The sequence below is a fragment of the Sphingomonas sp. FW306-05-A genome (assembly GCF_058782275.1).
Window position 1 is genome coordinate 1523085 of record NZ_JBYSXN010000001.1, and the last position, 18587, is coordinate 1541671.

Here is an 18587-nt window from a genome sequence, read left to right on the forward strand (position 1 = left end):
AGCGCAGGTTCGAATTGTTCGCACGGGGGGGCGAAGTGATCACTACCGTTCTTCGCATTCTGGCGCTGTTCGGGTTGCTTGCGGTAGCGACCGGATCGGCGAACGCCGAGGTCCCGCTGTTGCATTCGGCTTGCGTCGCCTATGTCGAGTCGGCCGCAATTCCGAAGACCGCTTCGGTCGCCAACCTTCCCTATGCCTGTCAACGCGGCTCACGTCCCGCAGGTACGCGCTGGACGTGGCTAAGGCTCGATACGGCCCGGTTGGGCGATATCCGATCCGAATGGCATCTCTTAATCGATCAGTCCCGCTTCAAGCGCATGATGGTGGTCATCGTCCGGCGTGACGGGACGGTTCGTCGCGTTGTCCGGACTTCGGCCGAGCTTCAGGACGTCGGGGCACCGGGCGGCGTTCTGGATTTCCCGTTCACCGACCATGGCGCGGACCTTCGTGCGCTGTACCTGGGCTTCGACAAGCTCGACGATCTCGCGCTCGTCCGTTCCGTTGCGGTCGCGACCGAGGCAGAAGCGGCCAGGTCGCGCGATCGATGGCTGATTCTGATGGGCCTGTTCGCCGGCACACTATTGTCTGCGTTCACCTATAACGTGCTGATCGATCGCGGGAGCCGTTTCCCGTTCCAACGCTGGTACCTCGCCTGGATCACGATCGCACTGTCTTATGGTCTGGCCTGGTCGAACGTTGCCGGGATGCTCATTCCGGGATTTGTCGGTCCCGTCGTCGTATCGATCGACTACATCCTGGTCGGATTGCTGGTCGCTGCGGGAAGCATGTTCTTCCTGTCGCTGGTCGAGGATCAATTGCTGCCTCCCTGGCTGCAGCGCAGCGGGCGTGGACTGGCGCTGACCGGTCTGCTCGCCGGGCTGCTGGCCGCGACCAACGAGGTCCTGTTTCCGCCGATCCTGATGGATCGCCTGCTCAACCTGGCGGTGATGGCGAGTGCGATCATGGCCTTCTTCGGCATCGGCTACGCGATCCGCCGCGGCAGCCGGGTGGTCTGGTTCTACGTGATCGGGTGGGGGCCGGTCATCGCGATCTTCGCGTTGCGCGTCCTGCGCAATTTCGGAATCTTCCCGCAGGGCGACATGCTCGACGTCGCAATGTTCGCCGCTCTGGCGTTCGAAGCCGTCATCCTGTCGCTCGCAACGTCGCATCGCTTCAGCACGCTGCGCAACGAACTCGACCATGAACGGCGGAGCCGCGAATGGGGGTTGATCGAAGCGGAGAAGCTGCGTCACGCGGCCTTGACCGACCCTCTCACCGGGCTTGGCAACCGCGCCGCGTTTCAGACGGCACTCCAGACGCGGATCACGACGGGACGCGCGGCACCCTTCACCCTTTTCCTGATCGACATCGATCATCTCAAGGACGTCAACGACCGGCTTGGTCATGCGGCGGGCGACGCGATGCTATGTCACATCGCGAACCGCCTCGCCGAACTGGCCGGGGCGAACGACGCCACCGCGGTGCGTCTGGGCGGGGACGAATTCGCCATCGTCGCGGCCGATGCCGAGGACCGGTCCGCCCGGATCGAGACGGAACTGGCCCGGATCCAGGGTGCAATCTGGCATCATGTCGATGACCGCAGGGCGCTTTCGCTGAGTATCGGGTCCGCCCGCTGCCCGCGCGACGGACACGAGCCGGACCTGCTGTACCGTAACGCCGACCTCGCGCTTTATCAGGCAAAACGTCTTGGGCGCAGCCTGCACCATCGGTACGACGCGATGTTGCGGACGTTGCTCGAGGTCAGCACGACCTTCGCGAGCGATGCAGAAACCGCGATGCAGCGCGGGGAATTCGAGCTGTTCCTGCAACCGATCGTCGATCTCGAGGAAGACCGCGTCGTTGCCTACGAAGGACTGCTGCGCTGGCAACATCCGAAGCACGGTCTGCTGATCCCAAGCCAGTTCGGGGACATTCTGGTCGAGGAACGCATCGGCCCGCGCGTCCAGGATCACGTCCTCGACATCGCGCTCGGTCTGTTGCGCGACAATGCCAGCGAAATTCCGTGCCTGTGCGTCAATTTTACGTCGGCGCAGCTGTCCGGCCCGGTCGCCGCCAAGCGAGTCCTCGCGCGGCTTGCGCATTTCGGTGTGCCGCCACACGCGCTGTGTATCGAGGTGACCGAGGGTGTCATGCTAGGTCGCGCCGCGGACGGCGTGATCGGTACGCTGCACGCGCTACACGACGCCGGGGTCCGTATCGCGCTGGACGATTTCGGCACGGGTTACGCTTCGCTCAGTCATCTGCGGCAGGTGCGTGTCGATACGCTCAAGATTGACCGCTCGTTCATTTCAGCCCTGGAACACGCGTCCGACAGTGCCGAGGAGATCGTCCGTGCGATCATCGGGTTGGCGCACGGCCTGGGCAAGACGGTCGTCGCCGAGGGGGTCGAGAATGAAGCGCAGATGCGCATCCTGCTCGATCTCGGGTGCCGCTACGTCCAGGGATATCGCTTCGGACGGCCGCTTCCGTGGCGTGCCATCGGCACTGTCACCGCGGGACGAATCGCGCAGCCGGGAAACCGGTGATACCCCGCGACGCAGACCCGGAAGGTAAGCGATCCGAATTTATATAATTGAAATAATTAATACTGTCATATTGAGCAGCCATGGGGACCACGTCGCCGGTTCGGCGACCCAAATCATCCTGGGGGGTCCATGCTCAAAACTCTGTTCGCCACGGGCACCGCCCTTGTAGCGCTGTCCACCGCTTTCTCCGCGCCGGCTGGCGCACAGGCTGTCGGTACGCCCGACACTACCCCAGCGACGACGACACCAGTCGACAAGGCCGCCGTCGAAAAGGCTGATCAGGAGGGGACCGATATCATCGTCACCGGGTCGACGCGCGCGCAGCGCCGCTTCGACGTATCCTACGCGATCAACACCATCTCGAGAGACGACGTCGAGAAGATCGCCCCGGTCAATTTCGCCGATCTGATCGGTCAGCTCCCCGGGTTTCAAACCGAAATCACCGGCGGCGAGGTCCAGAACATCTACCGTATCCGCGGTCTGCCGAACGACGGCGGCTTTGTCAGCTTCCAACAAGACGGCCTGCCGCTGTTCCACGAGAATGACGGCGTGTTCTTCCGTGGTGACGCGATCCTGAAACAGGATCTGATGACCGACCACGTCGAGGTCGTGCGCGGCGGCCCGGCTCCCGTCTATGCCAGCTATTCGGGCGCGATCGTCAACGCGATCACCGTGACGGGCAAGGACGTGACGCGCGGCAAGGCGCAGCTGACGCTCGGCGATACCGGCCTCTACCGGCTCGACGCATATCAGGCTGGGCCGATCTCGGAGAAGACCTATTATGCGGTCGGCGGCTTCCTGCGCTATCACGACGGCTACCGCGACAATGGCTTTCCGAACGACAAGGGCGGACAGATCCGGGCCAACATTTTGCACGAGCTGGACAATGGTTCGATCAAGTTGAACGTCAATTACGTCAACGATCACAATACCTTCTATTTGCCAATCCCGACCGCCGACCCCCGCAACCCGAGCGTCTCGCTCGACCCCTACATCGACTATTTCAACGGCACGATGAACTCGCCCGCATTGCGCGACGTCAATCTGAAATACCGTGACGGCGCGGGCGTGATTCAGAATCGCAACAGCGACCTGTCCGATGGGCGACATATGCAGATGGTCAACGTCGGCGCGCAGTATGATGCGGATTTCGACGGCTGGCTGGTTTCCGCAAAGGGCGGGTTCACCAAGGGCAAGCTGGACTTCGCAGCGTTCTATTCGACCACCAACCCGGTGGACGGCAATGCGTTCGCGAACAGCTATCTGGCGCGGACCACCGCCGCGTTCGGTGCGGTGTCGCGGTTGGGGTACGTACTGGCGGGCACGAACACCGTCTATGACCCCAATGCCGCGTCGGGCCTCGTCATGCAGGGCCAGTACCGCGACATCCACTCCAGCTTTTACTCGGCACAGACCAACCTGTCGGTCGCCAAGCGCTTCGACACCGGCTTTGGCAGCCATGACCTGAAGGTTGGCTTTTACGGCAGCCTGTATGGCGAGGACAGCAAGACGCTGTACCAGAACTACCTGATCGAGGTCCGCGGCCAGCCGCGTACGCTGGATCTGGTCGCCTATTCCGCCACCGGCGCCGTGCGCGGTCGCGTTACCGATAATGGCGTACTGAATTACGCCGCAACGCTGAGCCAGGGTGATTCCGACGCGAAGATGTTCGCGCTTTACGCCAACGACACGTGGGAGATCGTCAAGGGGCTGCGGATCGACGCCGGCATCCGCCACGAACGCTATAAATACACCGGCTATGCTGCGCTGACGGCGCAGGCAAACCTCGGCGACGCGACGACGCTGGCCGATGATACCACCCGAGCGTTCACCGGCGCGATCCTCAACCAGAAACTCTCCCCGAAGGCGACCAACTGGACGGTCGGGGCGAACTACGATTTCAGCAATCACATCGGAGTCTATGGCCGCGCCTCGCATCTGGAAACGCCGCCCAACGTGCAGACGGTGATGAGCATCAACCCGACGATCCTGACCACCGTCGCCGACCAGTATGAGGCGGGGTTGAAGCTCGCCTCGGGGCGCTCCTACCTTTATATCACGGGTTTCTACACCAACTTCGACCCGCTCAATGCCTCGTTCCTGGCGTTCGACCCGACCACCGGCCGCAACGACGTGAATGTCCCCTTCATCGGCAAGGCGAAGGTCAAGGGGATCGAATTCGACGGTGCCTGGCAGGTCAAACCCTGGTTCTCGCTCAACGGCGCGCTGACGATCAGCGATCCGAAATACAAGAACTTCGAAAGCTCGACGGGAGCCGATCCGACGCAGGCAGAAGGCAACCAGATCGTCCGCCAGCCTAAGGTTTATGGCAACATCCGCCCGAGCTTCGATTTCGACACGAACGGGACGAAGATCTCGGTCTACGGTCGCTTCACCTATATGGGTAAGCGCTACGTCGATCTGTACAACAACACGGCGCTGCCAGCCTATGGCACGACCGGGGCGGGCGTGACGCTTCGCAACGGATCGTGGCAGGTGCAAGTGGTCGGGGACAATCTCTTCAACGCGCACGGTCTGACCGAGGGCAATACCCGCACCGATTCGCTGAGCGGCCAGGGCAATGCGGAGGCGATCTACGGACGGCCGATCTTCGGTCGCAACTTCCGCCTCGTGATCGGCAAATCCTGGTGACGGCGGGTCGGCCAGCGCGGGTGGTGATAACGGTCATCGCGCTCGCGCTGGCGGCTGCGCCGGGGGTAGCCGCCGCTGGGGCAGTCCGTGACGCGGTGACCAACCGGCTATCGCAGCGCCTGTTCCCTTTGCTGGACAAGCTCGGGCACAACCCTGCGGCAATGACGGCGCTTGCTGCACGGCCAGACGTTGCAGACATTCTTCGCATGCGTTCGGTTCGGCGAGCGACCTGTGCGCAGGACGTGACCTGCATCGCGCAGGCAATGATCTGGACGCAGAGCGAAGCCGCCGTTCTAGCCGCCAGCCTGGCTGTCGCAATTCCCCAGACGACGATCCCGTCGGCGGACGACGGTCCGGCGGCGCAAGCGGCACGCGAGATCGAGGGCATCAACGTGATCGTCCGCACGTACGGCTTGGGTCAGGTCCCGCGCTATTCCGCGATCGACGGGCCGGGAACGATCGCGCCGGAGGAAACTCGCGCCCGCCTGGCGGCGGCCACCTGGCTCTCGCAGACCCCGCGGGAAGGCTCGGCGCAAACGCTCGACCCAAGCGCGGACTTCGCGCTGGCACTGCTGGATGGCAGCGACCGCACCGATGCGATCGGCTTTGAGCCAATGACAGGCGGCTTGAATGCCACCCCGATGAAGCGCGCACATGGCCTCGACTGGAAACGCTATCGCTACAGTGCGATGATCGTCACCGGGGTCGGGCCGGAAACACCGGACATGCCGCTCAGCCCGTTCGGCAAATATCACCTCCGCCTGGCTGCGACCCGTTTTGCCGAGGGCGATATTCCGTTCATCATCGTAACCGGCGGACGCGCCCATCCCCGCGCCACGCGCTTCACCGAAGCAAAGGAAATGCGCCGTGCGCTGATCGAGCGCTACGGCTTGCCGCCCGATGCGATCGTGATCGAGCCATATGCCCGCCACACCACGACCAACCTGCGCAACGCCACGCGGCTGTTGCTGGCAATGCACGCCCCCTTGGCGATGGATACGCTGATCGTCTGCAACCCGGTCCAGAGTGCCACGATCGAAAGCCTCGCATTCCAGGAGCGCAACCGTGCCGAACTGGGGTATCGTCCGGGGACGATCGGGCGCCGCCTGTCCCCGACCGCACTCGAATTCCGTCCCGCGTTGCAATCCGCGCGCGTCGATCCGCGCGACCCGCTCGATCCCTGACTCGGAGACCATCATGCGCCTTGCCTGTTATGCCGCGATCGCTGCGATCGCCCTCCCCTCGATGGCACACGCCTGGGGCGGCACCGCCCATACCGTCATCGACCGCGCCGCGATCGAGGCGATCCCCGCAGACGGCCCGACGTTCCTGCGCAAGTACGAGGATTATATCGGCCAGTCCGCCGCGCTGCCCGACAGTTGGCGCGGCAATGCGGAGAATTTCGCGAAGATCGAGGAAGATCCCAACCACGGCTGGTTCCGCGAGCAGTTGACCTTCGTCAAGCCGATCCCGCGATCGCGCTATGAGTTCGTGATCGCGCTCTACAAACACTATGAGACGATCAAGGACAGCGACCCCGCGACCGCCGCGCGCACCAATGTCCGCTGGACCGGCACCCTGCCCTATGCCGCGATCGAGGCTTATGACCGGATCGTCGTGTGCATGCGCCAGGTCCGAAAAGCACAGGCAGAACACCGCGACGCATCCGTCCCCGAGCAGCATTGCGCGTTCGATGCGATCCGGCTCGGTCACTATATCGGCGACGGCGCACAGCCGCTGCACGATTCGGTCAACAGCGACGGCTGGCGCGGCCCCAACCCCAAGGGGTACACCACCGACCGTTCGATCCACGGACGGTTCGAGAGCGCCTTTGTCGATGGGATGAAGCTGTCGGTCGCGGATCTCGCCCCGCGCATCGGCGCACCCGGGCACCGCGACGGCGACATGTTCAACAGCGTCCTCGCTTTCCTGGATGCCGCCGGGGACAAGATGGAGACGGTTTACAAGCTGGAGAAGCGGGACGGTTTCGCCAATCCGGCGGACACGGCCGTCCGCGAGATGATCTACGCCCAGACTAGCGCGGGGGCCACGATGCTGCGGGACATGCTGTGCCGCGCCTGGGAGGAAAGCGCGCAGCCGCCGGCGAAGGTCGATCCCTCGCCAATCGATTTTAACAATCCGAAGTTCAATCCGGAAACCGGCTCCGCTCCCGACTGAACGGGCCGATACGGCGACGCGGTACCGGAGACCCCGTGAGGGTCTCCGGCTTATGGATGCGTGTTGGCCAAACGGAAGTTGCGCAACCCGGCCCTAGAAGTTCGGATCGAAGTTGAAGAACACCGGGTTGGACAGCGCGATCATGGTCCCGCTCAGCGCCATCGAATTCGGGATTTGCGGATAGGGTGTCTGCGCGCCCTCGACCGTGACGCGGTAATAGCTCCGCACGCCCTGCGCCGGCGTATCGGTGAAATGCGCCGTCCCGGTCGTCGGATCGGTGGTGTACGCGCCGAAGTCCTCGCCGTTCCGGACGACCTTGACGCGGTACGCCGCGGTCTTCGCCGCCCCGCCGGTGAGCTTCACCTCGAACGTCACTGGCCTGCCCGTCGCCTTCGCATTGTCGCCCATCATCATGTCGGGCTTGCCGTCGCCATCGAGATCGGCGCGCAACTCGACCCGCGGATCGTTCGGGTTCGCGCTGACCGAGACGCGCCCGTTGGTCAGAGCGTCGACCACCGCCTGCGCCGAACGGGTCTTGGCGAACACCCAGGTGGTCGGCGTGCCGACGTAATTGGCGGTCGCCTGGTTGCTGTTCGGCACCGCCTGCGCGGGCGTGTCGGGGACGCCGTGGTGCGAATCGCTGCCGCCGCGCCCGGTCAGCTTGCGGCCCGAGCGGAGCATGTCGTCCCAGATCATGATCGCGGCGGCGTTGCGGCTCCAGATCGCCGAATTCCACACTTCGATCGAATCGACCATGTCGTAGGAGAAACCGAAATGATCCTTGCCGCTCGGATGGTTGGCGGAGAGATGAATCCCGAGCGCCTTCTTGACCGCGAGGATCTTGGCATCGCGCGCATCGCGCACGTCGTACAGCCGTTGATGGTCATAGGGTTTGGCGGAGAAGACGTTGCCGTGGCCGCGATCGGTTGTCCATTCGGCACCGTAGAGCAGGATCACCGACTTGGATTTGAATTCGGGGTCGCTCCACGTGTTGTGCGCAATGTCGCCCGCGACGTGATTGTCGTGATCGGTGATCGCGATGTAGTCGAACCCGGTCGTCTCGGCGAAGCGGATGATCTTCGCTTCGGGATTGTTGCTCGAATCCTTGCTGTGGCGCGAGTGGAGGTGGAGATCGCCCTTGAGCCAGATGCCGTCGTCGAGACTGGCGACGGGCGGGATCTTCGGTTCGGGCGCTGCGGGGGGCGTGGCGGCTAGCGCGGCGGCGGACAAGAGGGTTGCGAGCACAGGCGTATCCTTCGGACCGGGGAACACAGGGCCGGCACCGGACCGCCGAAGCGGGCCGGTGCCGGTGTTTCAGAAGCGGTAGGTGACCGCGGCGCGGACGTTGCGCTGATACATCGAGCTGCCGATGAACACCGCCTGCCCCGCTTCGCTATTGTCGATCGTCCCAGCACGCGGATTGCCGTTGGCGAGACCGAGCGTGTTGGTGAGGTTCTGCGCGATCAGCTGGAGCTGCAGCCTGGGCGTCACATTGACCTGCGCCTGCAGATCGACGCTGGCATAGGACGGCAGGCTGATCTGGTTGGCGACGTCGGTATAGAGCTGGCCGTTATAGTTGACGTCCGCCTGCACCCGCAGCCGGTCGCCGAACAGCGTGACGCCGGGGGTGATGCGGAAGGTGTTCTCAGGGATGCCGTTGAGCCGGTGGTGCGAATAGTCGGTCAGCTGGCCCGCGCTGTTGGTGTAGACGAAGTCGGAAAAGCGCGAGTCCTGGTACGTCCACGACGCGTGGAGATCGAACCACTTGACCGGGCGGATCGTCCCCTCGAGCTCGATCCCCTTGGTGTTGGTGTCGCCGTAAACCGTGAACGGCGACAGCAACCCGTTCGCGAGCGTTCGATAGTCGCTGATCTGGTAGCTGTTGTAGATCGTGCGGAACCCTGTCGCGTAGAAATCGACCGGCCCGCGCGCATATTTCAGCCCCGCTTCGAGCATGTTGAGCTTCTGCACCACCGGGGTCGCGCCCGCGTTGGTGATGAAGTTCGAGATCGCGGGCAGGCGGAAGGTGTTGGTGTAGCGGACGAACGCGCCTACATAGGGACGGAGCTGGTAGTTGGCCCCGGCGGTATAAGCGAACCCATCGTATTTGCGCGAGAAGGGCGTGAACACGCCGGTGCCGACGCCGACCGAATCGTCCGCCGGGGTCGCGCTCTGGCCGAGGTTGATCTTGCGGCTGCCCTCGACCCGGCCCGATGTCTGGATCTGCTCGTAGCGCACGCCGCCGTCGAGCCGGAAGCGTGGGGTGATCTGCCACTCGTCGCTGGCATAGACCGCGATATTGTCGGATTTTCCGCTGCCATTGGCGTATTCGGCACCGTAGCCGACCACCCCGCCATTGGTGAGCGGCGCGAGCTTCGCACCGGTGTTGGAGAGCAGATAGACGTCGAGCACGTCGGCATGGTTGGTGACGTCGGTCAGCACCGATGCGCTGAGCGCACCATATTGCTCATTCTCATGCGCGAAATAGAAGCCGAGCGCGAGGTTGTGATGCCCCAGCAGATCGACCGCACCGACGACGCGCGTGTCATTGATCACCTCCTCGAGCGGCACGGTATGCGTGCGCGCGAGATCGACCAGCGCGAGGCCGTTGCCATTCTGGTTCTTGAGGTCGAACGCCGCGCCGGAATCGCGGTAGAACAGGCCAAGGCTCTGGCGCGCCCCGGCGTTGACCGCCTTGCCGTAATTGGCGCTCAGGAAGCTGCCGGCGGGGGCGACCGAGTACGGCGTGATGCTGTTGCGCTGCGTGAAACTGTCGCGATACCGGAGATTTTCCTGCACCTTGAACGTGTCGCTAAGCGCATAGTCCGCGTGCAGGCTGAGCTGCGTCAGCTTTACCGTGCTGCCGAGCGCATTGTCGAACTTCACGTCGCCGCCCGGCGTCAGGAAATTGAAATAGCGCGTGTCCGGCCCCGCGATGTTTTCCTTGCGGTTGTTGAGCCCGGGCACGCTGACGATGTCGCCCGCGCGGTCGGTCGTGTAGATCCCGCCGCCCCAGTACCCGACGCGCTCGTCGATCCGCTTGACGCCCAGCGTCACCGACCCGCGATCGAAGTCGCGCGAGACGTTGAGGCGGATCTGCCCGCCCTTGTCCTGCGTGAAGCCCGAATTGTGCGGGCCATCCGACAGCCGGTAATAACCGCCGGTGAAGAAGCGCCAGCCGCTCTTGCCGATCGGTCCGCCGAGCCAGCCGTCGACGCGGTGCGAATTATAGCTCGACGCTTCGTAGCGGACCAAGCCCTCGAGATGGTCGCCGCCGCGCCGCGTGATGAAGTTGATCGCGGCACCCGGCGCGTTCGAATAGAAGATCGCCGAGGGCCCGCCGCGCACGACTTCGATCCGCTCGATCGTCTGGTCGATCCGCAGCGACTGGTCGCCGTTGAGCCAGCCGAGCCCCGGATCGCCCTGGATCGGAATGCCGTCCTCGAGCAGCGCCACCGTCTGGAAACCGTCACTTGGGATGCCGCGGACGCGCACCCCGCTGCTGACTTCGCCCCCCGTCGGCGTGGTGTAGAAGCCCGGCACCTGCTTGAGCGCCTCGGCCACACCGATCGGCGCGCGGACCCGCAGGTCCTGATCCGAGATGGTCGAGATCGCATAGCTCGTATCGACCTTGCGCTGCCCCTTCACGCCCGCGCGCCCGGTGACGACGATATCGTCGCCGCTGGTCGACGTCTGCGTCGGGTCGGACACCGCGGTCGGATCGGTCTGCGCGACGGCGGTGCCGCTCGAAAGTGCAGCGCCAGCGATCGCAACGGCCAGAGCCGTGCGGGATACTACCGAATACGTCATTGCAAGCCCCACCCTTTATCGAGTCGGGGCGGCATATGGTAGTTTAAGGTATCATTTTAATGACACCAGCGACTTGCGATTGTCACGAACGCTTCAGGGCCGCCGGTATTCGGGATAATCGAACATCGCCTTGAACACGAACCCCGCATCCGCAAACACCGCTTCGGGGTCGACGTCCTCTTCTTTCAGCATCTCGTCGAGCGAATAGGCCAGTTCTACCGAAAGCCGGGTCCGCCGCCGCAACAGCGCGCGGTCGACGTGGGGCAGATGCGGCGCGTAGAGATCGGTCAGCATGTCCGCGACGAAATTGTGCGATTGCAACCGGATGTGCGTCAGGCTCGGCACCGCGTGGAGCGACCGCATGATCCACAAGGCACCGGGTTCACTGCTCGTGATCGCATGCATCATCCGCAGCAATTCGACCGTCTTGTCGGCCAGCACGTCGAGTTCGGCGCCTGCGTAGCGCGCAACCCAGGTCTCCAGCGCGACGTTCTGCCGCTTCATCAGCCGCTCGGCGAGCGCCGCGATGATCGCATATTTGTCGTCGAAATAGCGATAGAAAGCGGGCGGCGTGGTGCCCGCCCGCTCGCAGATCATGTTGCTCGAAATGCGTTCGACCCCGACTTCGCCGAGCAGATGCCCCGCCGCATCGAGCAACGCGTCATAGGTCCGCTGCGCCCGCGCCTGAACCGGCTTCCGATGACTGCTCAAACGTCGCCCCCCATACCCCGCCCGAATCCTCCGGTCGTCGCAGCCGGGGAGAGAGCGTCCTTGGGGGAAAGACGGCTGGCTGAGAAGGGATCGCCTGCACCGCGCCTGCACCGATCGCGTCCGCCGACGGTGTGGCCACGGGGTTGCCGCCGTCGTCGTCCGCCACCGACGCGAGCAGAGCAACGGGCAGCAAGCTCCGACGCGCTCGGGGTCCAGCCTGTAACCGGACCGACCACTTGCCTGACCAACGGATCCGGTTAAGTTTCGTTTGTGCCGTTTTGAGCAAATAAACCTATCGTTACCTTCCCGCCAGTCTTGCAGTACTTCGAAATAGTACCACTCTTCAGGCATTAAGACTGTATCTGTTGTACCATCTCGCATCGTCCGAAACGCGGTGACGCCTGGGGATTGCCCTTCGCTACCAATCAGGCCGGGATCGGTCTCGTCCGACCGGGACGCAAAAGAGGAGACAGGGGATGGCCCGGATCATCGGTGGGCACGCATTGCTCGCGGCAATGCTCGCGATCGCAGTGATCGCACCCGGCGCAGCGCGGGCGCAGCAGGTGGCGGGGGATTGGCACGGCACGCTCAGCGTTCCGCCCGGCGTCACGCTGCGGATCGGGGTGACGATCACCGCCGCGCCCGGTGGCGGCTACAGCGGCGTGATGCAGAGCCCCGACCAGACCCCTGCCCCGATCCCGCTCGACAGCGTGACGGTGGACGGCGGCACGCTCGGCTTCGCGGTCGCGGCGATCCACGGCAGCTATGCCGGGCGTTGGGACGAAGCGCGCAAGGCCTGGGTCGGCGAATGGCGGCAGGGCGCGGCGCTTCCGCTCGTCCTGACCGCGGGCAAGCCGGACACGCGGGTGATCACCGGCCTCGACGGCGACTGGACGGGCGCGATCACGCCCGCGGGTGCCACCATCCGCCTGATCCTCCACGTCACGACCGATGCCCGCGGGACGATCGTCACGCTCGATTCGCCCGACCAGCTTGCCTACGGCGTGCCGCTCTCCACACTCGCGCGCACCGGCCAGACCGTTCGATTCAGCCTCAACGGCAGCAGCTTCACCGGAACACTCGCCGCCGACGGCCAGGTGATCGACGGCACATGGAGCGGCCCCGACTATAAGGGTGCGCTGGTCCTCACCCGGCGCGCGACGCAGGCAGCGGCGCCCAGACGCCCGCAGACGCCGCTGCCCCCCTTTCCCTACCGCGCCGAAACAGTGACGGTGGAAAGCGCCCCCGGCGTGCGCCTGGCGGGCACGCTGACTTTGCCCGCGGGCAAGGGCCCGTTTCCGGCGGTGGTGCTGATCACGGGGTCGGGGGCGCAGGACCGCGACGAGACGATCCTCGGGCACAAGCCGTTCGCGGTGATCGCCGACCGGCTGACGCGCGACGGGATCGCGGTGCTGCGCATGGATGACCGCGGTGTCGCACTATCGACCGGGGACTTTGCCGCCGCGACCGACGACGATTTCGCGCGCGATGTCGCCGCCGACGTCACCTTCCTGCGCGACCGCAGCGACATCGATCCAAAGCGGATCGGCCTGATCGGGCATAGCGAGGGCGGCGTGGTCGCTCCGAAGGTTGCCGCCAGGGATCCGCGAATCGCGTTCATCGTCCTGCTGGCCGGTCCCGGCGTACCCCTGTCGCAAGTGCTGGCCGCGCAGCGCGCCAGGCTATCGCCCGCGATGGGCCAGACGCCCGCGCAGATCCGTCGCGATCAACGCCTGATCGATCACGTCATGGCGGCGATGCGCGGGTCGAAGGACGCGGCGGAAGCGAAAGCGCGCGCGATGAAGGTCATCGCGTCGGAGGGCAGCGCCACGATCCGCGCGAACGGACAGGCCGAGATGATGGCGACGGCGCTCAGCTCGGGATGGATGCGCGACCTGCTCGACTATGATCCCCGCCCGACGCTGGCGGCCGTGACATGCCCGATCCTCGCCCTGAACGGCGCGCGGGACGGGCAAGTGCTCCCCGAGCAGAACCTTCCCGCGATCCGCCTGGCGACCAAAGCCAATCCCGATGTCACCATCGTCGAACTGCCCGGCCTCAACCACCTGTTCCAGACGGCGAAGACCGGGACCGTCGGGGAATATAACGACATCGAGGAGACGATCGCCCCGCTGGCGCTCGACACCATGGCGGACTGGATCGGCACGCACGCGAAGCCTGCCGTCACCCTTCGCTGACGTTCCTTTCGCGCCATGGCGAAACCCCGTTCGTAAGGCTCAACGCGTCGCAGCCCCCCCAATTCCCCAGCAGCCCGCGTCGTACAGATCGTTTCGATCGACCGGGTCATCATAAGGGTTCGCGCGTCGTCTCGGCGCAAAGGTCGTCCGGTCGGAAGTACGGGCCCAGCCGCCGCCCGGCGATGCATCGACGGTATTCCAAGCGCCGCTGGCATATCGCCGCGGGAACCGCCATGCTCGTGCAAACAGCCGGAGCGTGACATGTCCTTCTCCCTTTACGACGCCGTGATCCCCTCCAACATTCAGATCCTCGGTGCGCTCGACGGCATCATCGGCAAGGCCGAGGCGTTCTGCGTGGAACGCGACATGACGCAGGCCGACCTCGTCGACGCTCGGCTCGCGCCCGACATGCTGCCGCTCGGCTACCAGATCAAATCCTGTGCGGTGCACTCGATCGGCGGCATCCAGGGCGCGCGTACCGGAAGCTTCTCGCCCGACATGAGCGCCTGGCCGACCGATCTCGCGGGTCTCCGCGATATCCTGCAGCGCACCGCAGCAGAGCTCTCGGCGCTCGATCGCGATACTATCGACGCGCTGGCTGACGCAGATACGCAATTCGCGTTTGGCGAGATGAGGATGCCGTTCACGGGCGCGAACTTTCTGTTGTCGTTCTCACAGCCGAACTTCTATTTTCACGCGACGACGGCCTATGCGATCCTTCGCGCTCAAGGAATGAAACTCGGCAAACGCGATTTTCTCGGTATGCCGCGCATGAAGGTTTGAGCGGGGGAGACACCCGGACGCCGCCGTTGCGCGTGGTCAGTCGTGCTCGCGTCGCGACCTGATCGGCCCCGCTGTTGCTTTACGAGGTCAGTACACGGAACGGACCTAGTTATACGGTAACGATCGCCAGTGACGGCAAACCTTGATCATCGGATTTTCGGTTACGCGGGTATAGCGACAGGGTTGGCCACGCGCGCTTATCTTTGACGAACGGCGGCGTACGTGGCTTTGGCAGTGCCATCGGAAAGCGCATTTACGACAGGCCTTCCGAAGAAGGCAGAAGGCAGCAACAGCCCGGAGAACCCCCGATGATGCAAACGCCTACTATCGTTATCGCCATTGCGTCTGCCCTCGCCCCTCAGGCAAATACGGCAGGGCCGAAGCCGGGGCCTTACCCTCTGCCTACGGTACAGAGCGTCGCCAGTAGCAGCGGCAAAATTGTCCGCGCGTCTTTCATCAACGGCTATGGCAAACCGGCAGGCGTGGTTGCTTTCATGCGCCGTCCCGGCGAGGAACCTCGTGTAGAGGTCCGGACTGCCGCCAGCGGCACGCTGGCGACGGCCGTGCCGCTAGACACTTGGGAACGCGTGCGCTCCGCAGCCGCGCTTTTTGACCGTACGCTTGCGCCGGTGCCCAGTGCGGACGGCCCGTCAATCTGCCTCCATCCTTGGTCGGTGTCCGTCGAAGCGGTCGACCCTGCCCGCTCAGGCCATCCCGCTGCCATCCGCAAGGCTGTCCAGTCCACGTGCGATACCGGGCTGGCAGTGCCGCTCGCGTTCAACCTTGCCCGCGAGGCAGTAGCGGCGTTGCCGGCCTGTGCGCTGCTCGATGGCCGACAGTACCGCAACGATATTGCCCGACTTGCCGGGTGCACGTTGCTTGAAGGCGACCGGGCCGCCGCCGCGCTCGCGCGCAATGCGTATGGAAGCGATTGGTTCGCGGGAATTCGAGGCGACCGTACAGAATACGCAATCCGCCATCTGTTCTTCGATCAAGCTCGAATCGATTGGGCTGGTACGACCGCCGAGGGTTCGGCGGCGGCCGCAAAAATTTGGTCGGCCCGGCTGGAGAACGCGTCTGTCTTTCCCCGACACATCATCGGCGAAACGGCCGACCGAGTGAGAATAGAGGGGGTGATCGTCCGGTTTACTGGCAACCGCAGCACGCAAGCACCGGTGACGATGGTCTGGACCAGCGAGAATGGCTTCGGCTTTCGGGTCCGTTCTGCCGTTGTAGGTGCAGAAGAACCTGCGGGCGGAAGCTAGGATTGTGACTTGGGCACAATCTCGCAAGGTAGGCGCGGAGATCTGCGATACCTGAGCTGTAAAAAGAATGGTCGGGGAGACAGGATTCGAACCTGCGACATCCTGCTCCCAAAGCAGGCGCGCTACCGGACTGCGCCACTCCCCGATCCCATTTGGGCGAGGCGGATCGTTCCGCCCTGCCCGGATCTCCGGACTGCGGCGCATCAGCGCCGCTCCGCGCGGCTTTGCCGTGCGCGGTTGCGGAAGGCAAGCGAAGAATGGTGGGCCCGGCAGGACTTGAACCCGCAACCTAGCCGTTATGAGCGGCCAGCTCTAACCAGTTGAGCTACAGGCCCCCCCCTCTCCGTTAGCGTCCACCGCCCGCCGCTGGCAAGCCTGCAGACAGAATCACCTCGCGCGGCGATGCCGCCCTGGCCCCGCGTCGTGCGAAATCCGTAACAACAGGCTGTCACAACACTGGATTTGCGGCGAACCCTCAACATGGCTGCCGTGGAGCGTACGGGCATGCCCTAAAGGCAGCGAGGGAACGCCGAGCCGAGCAAGCGAATGCAGCCGATATATGCGACCGCAATTGCCTTCAGCGTGTCCGCGCCGCGCATGGTGTTCGGCGTCAATGCGACTCGCGGGGGCGAACCCATCAGCAAAGACAGACTGCAATTGTGCAGAAGCCGCTCAGGGCCACGATCAGCGGCGCGAAACCTGCTCGCGTGTCCGCGCGGTTCTGGTCGGCAGCTGCAAGGTCAGCGCTTCTCGCCCGATATCGAGCCCACCACCCAGTTCGGAGGCAAGGTTCGCGATCAGCCTCAGCGCAAAGCCGGTGCCGAGCGTCGGTGTACTATCTGCATCGTCCGGTGCGTCCGCGGAGGTCGTCGCCAGGTCTTCATCGGAATGGCTCGCCAGCCCCCGAGGCCGGTCGAACACCAGACGGATCCGGTCGGGTCCGATTGCGGATACGACTACGCCGATCTGTTCACGTGCTCGGGCGGCGGCGACCAGCGTTGCCAGCAACCTGCCGATCAACCGCTCGACCGCGCGGCCGTCGCCTGCAATACACAGCGTCTCGTCGAGCCCGTGCAGCGCGATGGTGGCCCCGCGCAGCGTTGCGAGCGGGGCAAGATCGGTCGCGATCCGATCGAGCATGTCGGTAACCGATACGCCTTCGCCAAGCGGCTGGCCAGCAACCGTCTCCTCCCGCGCGGCCGTGTCCATGTCCTCGATCGCGCCCAGCAAGTCTGCCGTCTGGTGGCGAATGTCGGTCGCGTGTTCGCGGTAGGTCTCGGCGACCGGACCGAGCATCTCGGTTTCGATCATCTCGGCAAAGCCGGCGATGGCGTTGGTCGGCGTTCGCAGTTCGTGGACGAGTTGGCGCAACGCATCGGCCACCGCGGACGCGTTGGGCACGGGCGGTGCGGCAAGGTCGTCGGCATCGGCGCGGCTCGCCGTTCCGCGAAAACCGCTGAAGCTGCCGGTCGCGCCGTCGAACACCGGCCCGGCGCTGATCTGCCATGTTCCTGCCGCCTCCGACCTCCCGGCGACAAACAGGCGCAAATCCTGGAAATCCACCCTGGCGCGAAATGCCTCCGCGACTGCGCGATCGACCCCGGACACCCCCTCCTCGCTGAATGCCTGCGCCAGCGAGATTCCGACGAGCGCCGCACGCGCTATCCCATCGACCCAGCGGATCGTGCCCGAGGCGTCCGCTTCGAAATCGAATTGATCACTTGGCACACTTTGCTCCGGTGCAGTGGGCCGCGCGCTGCGTTCCGCAAGCGTGGCGGCGCGCGTACGCTGATAGGCGGCGATCCGCTTGAGCATCTCGGCGATGTCAGACGATCCGCCCGGCGGATTTTCGCCAGCTTGGGCGGGCGTCGTGACCGGCGTCTCTGCAACACCAAAGATCGGACCGGCCACCGTCCCCGCGTCGTCGGAGGCGGGGCAACGCATCGTGCGTTCGTCCGGCACCGCGCCTTCCTCCGCACGGTCGACCGTTTCCGGAGGGGCGAGGACGAAATCCACGCTGCCGAAGCTTGCCAGCATGGCCACCACCTCCCCCGGAAGATCGCGTCGATGCCGCAGGATCGAGCGCCCCGTCGGGGACAAAAGCGGCAGCAACTCCGCCCAGTCCGCCGGCGCGAGCTGCGCCCCCCGCAGGACCGGAGTAGCGACCGCGATCTCGTCTTCGGCGAACACCATCACCAGCGCCAGGGGTGGTGCCGCGTCGGCGATCGCGCGTGCACTCGCGGTGCGCACCGGCGGCGCCACCGATCCGCGGATCATCCGCAACCGCGCGATGACGTCGTCATTGGCAGCCGCACGCCCGCGCCCGATCAGATCGACCAGCTGCCGCCAAGCGAGTTGCGCACCGATCGGGGAGGTCATGTCGCCGGACAGGACGGTTTCAAGGCTGTCGTCGAAACGCAAAGGCGGCAATCCTCGGGGGTATC

The 18587-nt window shown here is 64.7% G+C and carries 11 protein-coding genes and 2 tRNA genes; 7 read left to right on the forward strand and 6 right to left on the reverse strand.

All coding sequences use genetic code 11. The annotated features are described in order from the left end of the window. The first annotated feature begins 35 nt into the window (after positions 1–35). From AC3WJR_RS06920 to AC3WJR_RS06935, 4 genes are all read left to right on the forward strand, one after another. Positions 36–2546 carry a putative bifunctional diguanylate cyclase/phosphodiesterase gene (locus AC3WJR_RS06920; protein WP_492723412.1) on the forward strand — a complete coding sequence of 837 codons (2511 nt, stop codon included), beginning with the start codon at positions 36–38 and terminating at the stop codon, positions 2544–2546. A 129-nt stretch (positions 2547–2675) separates the two neighbouring features. Beyond that, positions 2676–5198 carry a TonB-dependent receptor gene (locus AC3WJR_RS06925; protein WP_492723413.1) on the forward strand — a complete coding sequence of 841 codons (2523 nt, stop codon included), beginning with the start codon at positions 2676–2678 and terminating at the stop codon, positions 5196–5198. A 20-nt stretch (positions 5199–5218) separates the two neighbouring features. Beyond that, entirely contained in the window at positions 5219–6382 is a 1164-nt protein-coding gene (locus AC3WJR_RS06930) for a YdcF family protein (protein WP_492724203.1), read from the forward strand. Positions 6383–6395: 13 nt separating this feature from the next. Then, the gene (locus AC3WJR_RS06935) at positions 6396–7376 is read left to right on the forward strand and encodes a phospholipase C/P1 nuclease family protein (protein WP_492723414.1); all 981 of its coding nucleotides are present in this window, start codon (positions 6396–6398) and stop codon (positions 7374–7376) included. A 93-nt stretch (positions 7377–7469) separates the two neighbouring features. Here the strand turns inward: AC3WJR_RS06935 and AC3WJR_RS06940 are convergent, their stop codons facing one another. From AC3WJR_RS06940 to AC3WJR_RS06950, 3 genes are all read right to left on the reverse strand, one after another. Continuing rightward, positions 7470–8621 (reverse strand): CehA/McbA family metallohydrolase, encoded by a 1152-nt coding sequence (locus AC3WJR_RS06940; protein ID WP_492723415.1) that lies wholly within the window; start codon positions 8619–8621, stop codon positions 7470–7472. A 69-nt stretch (positions 8622–8690) separates the two neighbouring features. Next, positions 8691–11186, reverse strand: coding sequence for a TonB-dependent receptor (locus tag AC3WJR_RS06945; protein ID WP_492723416.1), 2496 nt, complete (start codon positions 11184–11186; stop codon positions 8691–8693). Positions 11187–11279: 93 nt separating this feature from the next. Beyond that, the gene (locus tag AC3WJR_RS06950) at positions 11280–11897 is read right to left on the reverse strand and encodes a TetR/AcrR family transcriptional regulator (RefSeq protein ID WP_492723417.1); all 618 of its coding nucleotides are present in this window, start codon (positions 11895–11897) and stop codon (positions 11280–11282) included. A gap of 476 nt (positions 11898–12373) precedes the next feature. Between AC3WJR_RS06950 and AC3WJR_RS06955 the strand changes: the two genes are divergently transcribed. The 3 genes from AC3WJR_RS06955 to AC3WJR_RS06965 all read left to right on the forward strand — a co-directional run bounded on the left by AC3WJR_RS06955 (position 12374) and on the right by AC3WJR_RS06965 (position 16143). Then, the gene (locus AC3WJR_RS06955; protein ID WP_492723418.1) at positions 12374–14095 is read left to right on the forward strand and encodes an alpha/beta hydrolase family protein; all 1722 of its coding nucleotides are present in this window, start codon (positions 12374–12376) and stop codon (positions 14093–14095) included. Positions 14096–14356: 261 nt separating this feature from the next. After that, complete coding sequence (locus AC3WJR_RS06960) at positions 14357–14878, forward strand: DUF1993 domain-containing protein (protein WP_492723419.1); 522 nt, start codon at positions 14357–14359, stop codon at positions 14876–14878. A 308-nt stretch (positions 14879–15186) separates the two neighbouring features. Beyond that, positions 15187–16143, forward strand: coding sequence for a hypothetical protein (locus AC3WJR_RS06965; protein WP_492723420.1), 957 nt, complete (start codon positions 15187–15189; stop codon positions 16141–16143). Between the two features lie 68 nt (positions 16144–16211). Here AC3WJR_RS06965 and AC3WJR_RS06970 read toward each other — a convergent pair. The 3 genes from AC3WJR_RS06970 to AC3WJR_RS06980 all read right to left on the reverse strand — a co-directional run bounded on the left by AC3WJR_RS06970 (position 16212) and on the right by AC3WJR_RS06980 (position 18564). Continuing rightward, positions 16212–16288 (reverse strand) — tRNA-Pro (locus AC3WJR_RS06970). Positions 16289–16401: 113 nt separating this feature from the next. Further along, positions 16402–16478: transfer RNA gene (locus AC3WJR_RS06975), tRNA-Ile, on the reverse strand. A gap of 349 nt (positions 16479–16827) precedes the next feature. Further along, entirely contained in the window at positions 16828–18564 is a 1737-nt protein-coding gene (locus AC3WJR_RS06980; RefSeq protein WP_492723421.1) for a sensor histidine kinase, read from the reverse strand. Positions 18565–18587 lie beyond the last annotated feature (23 nt).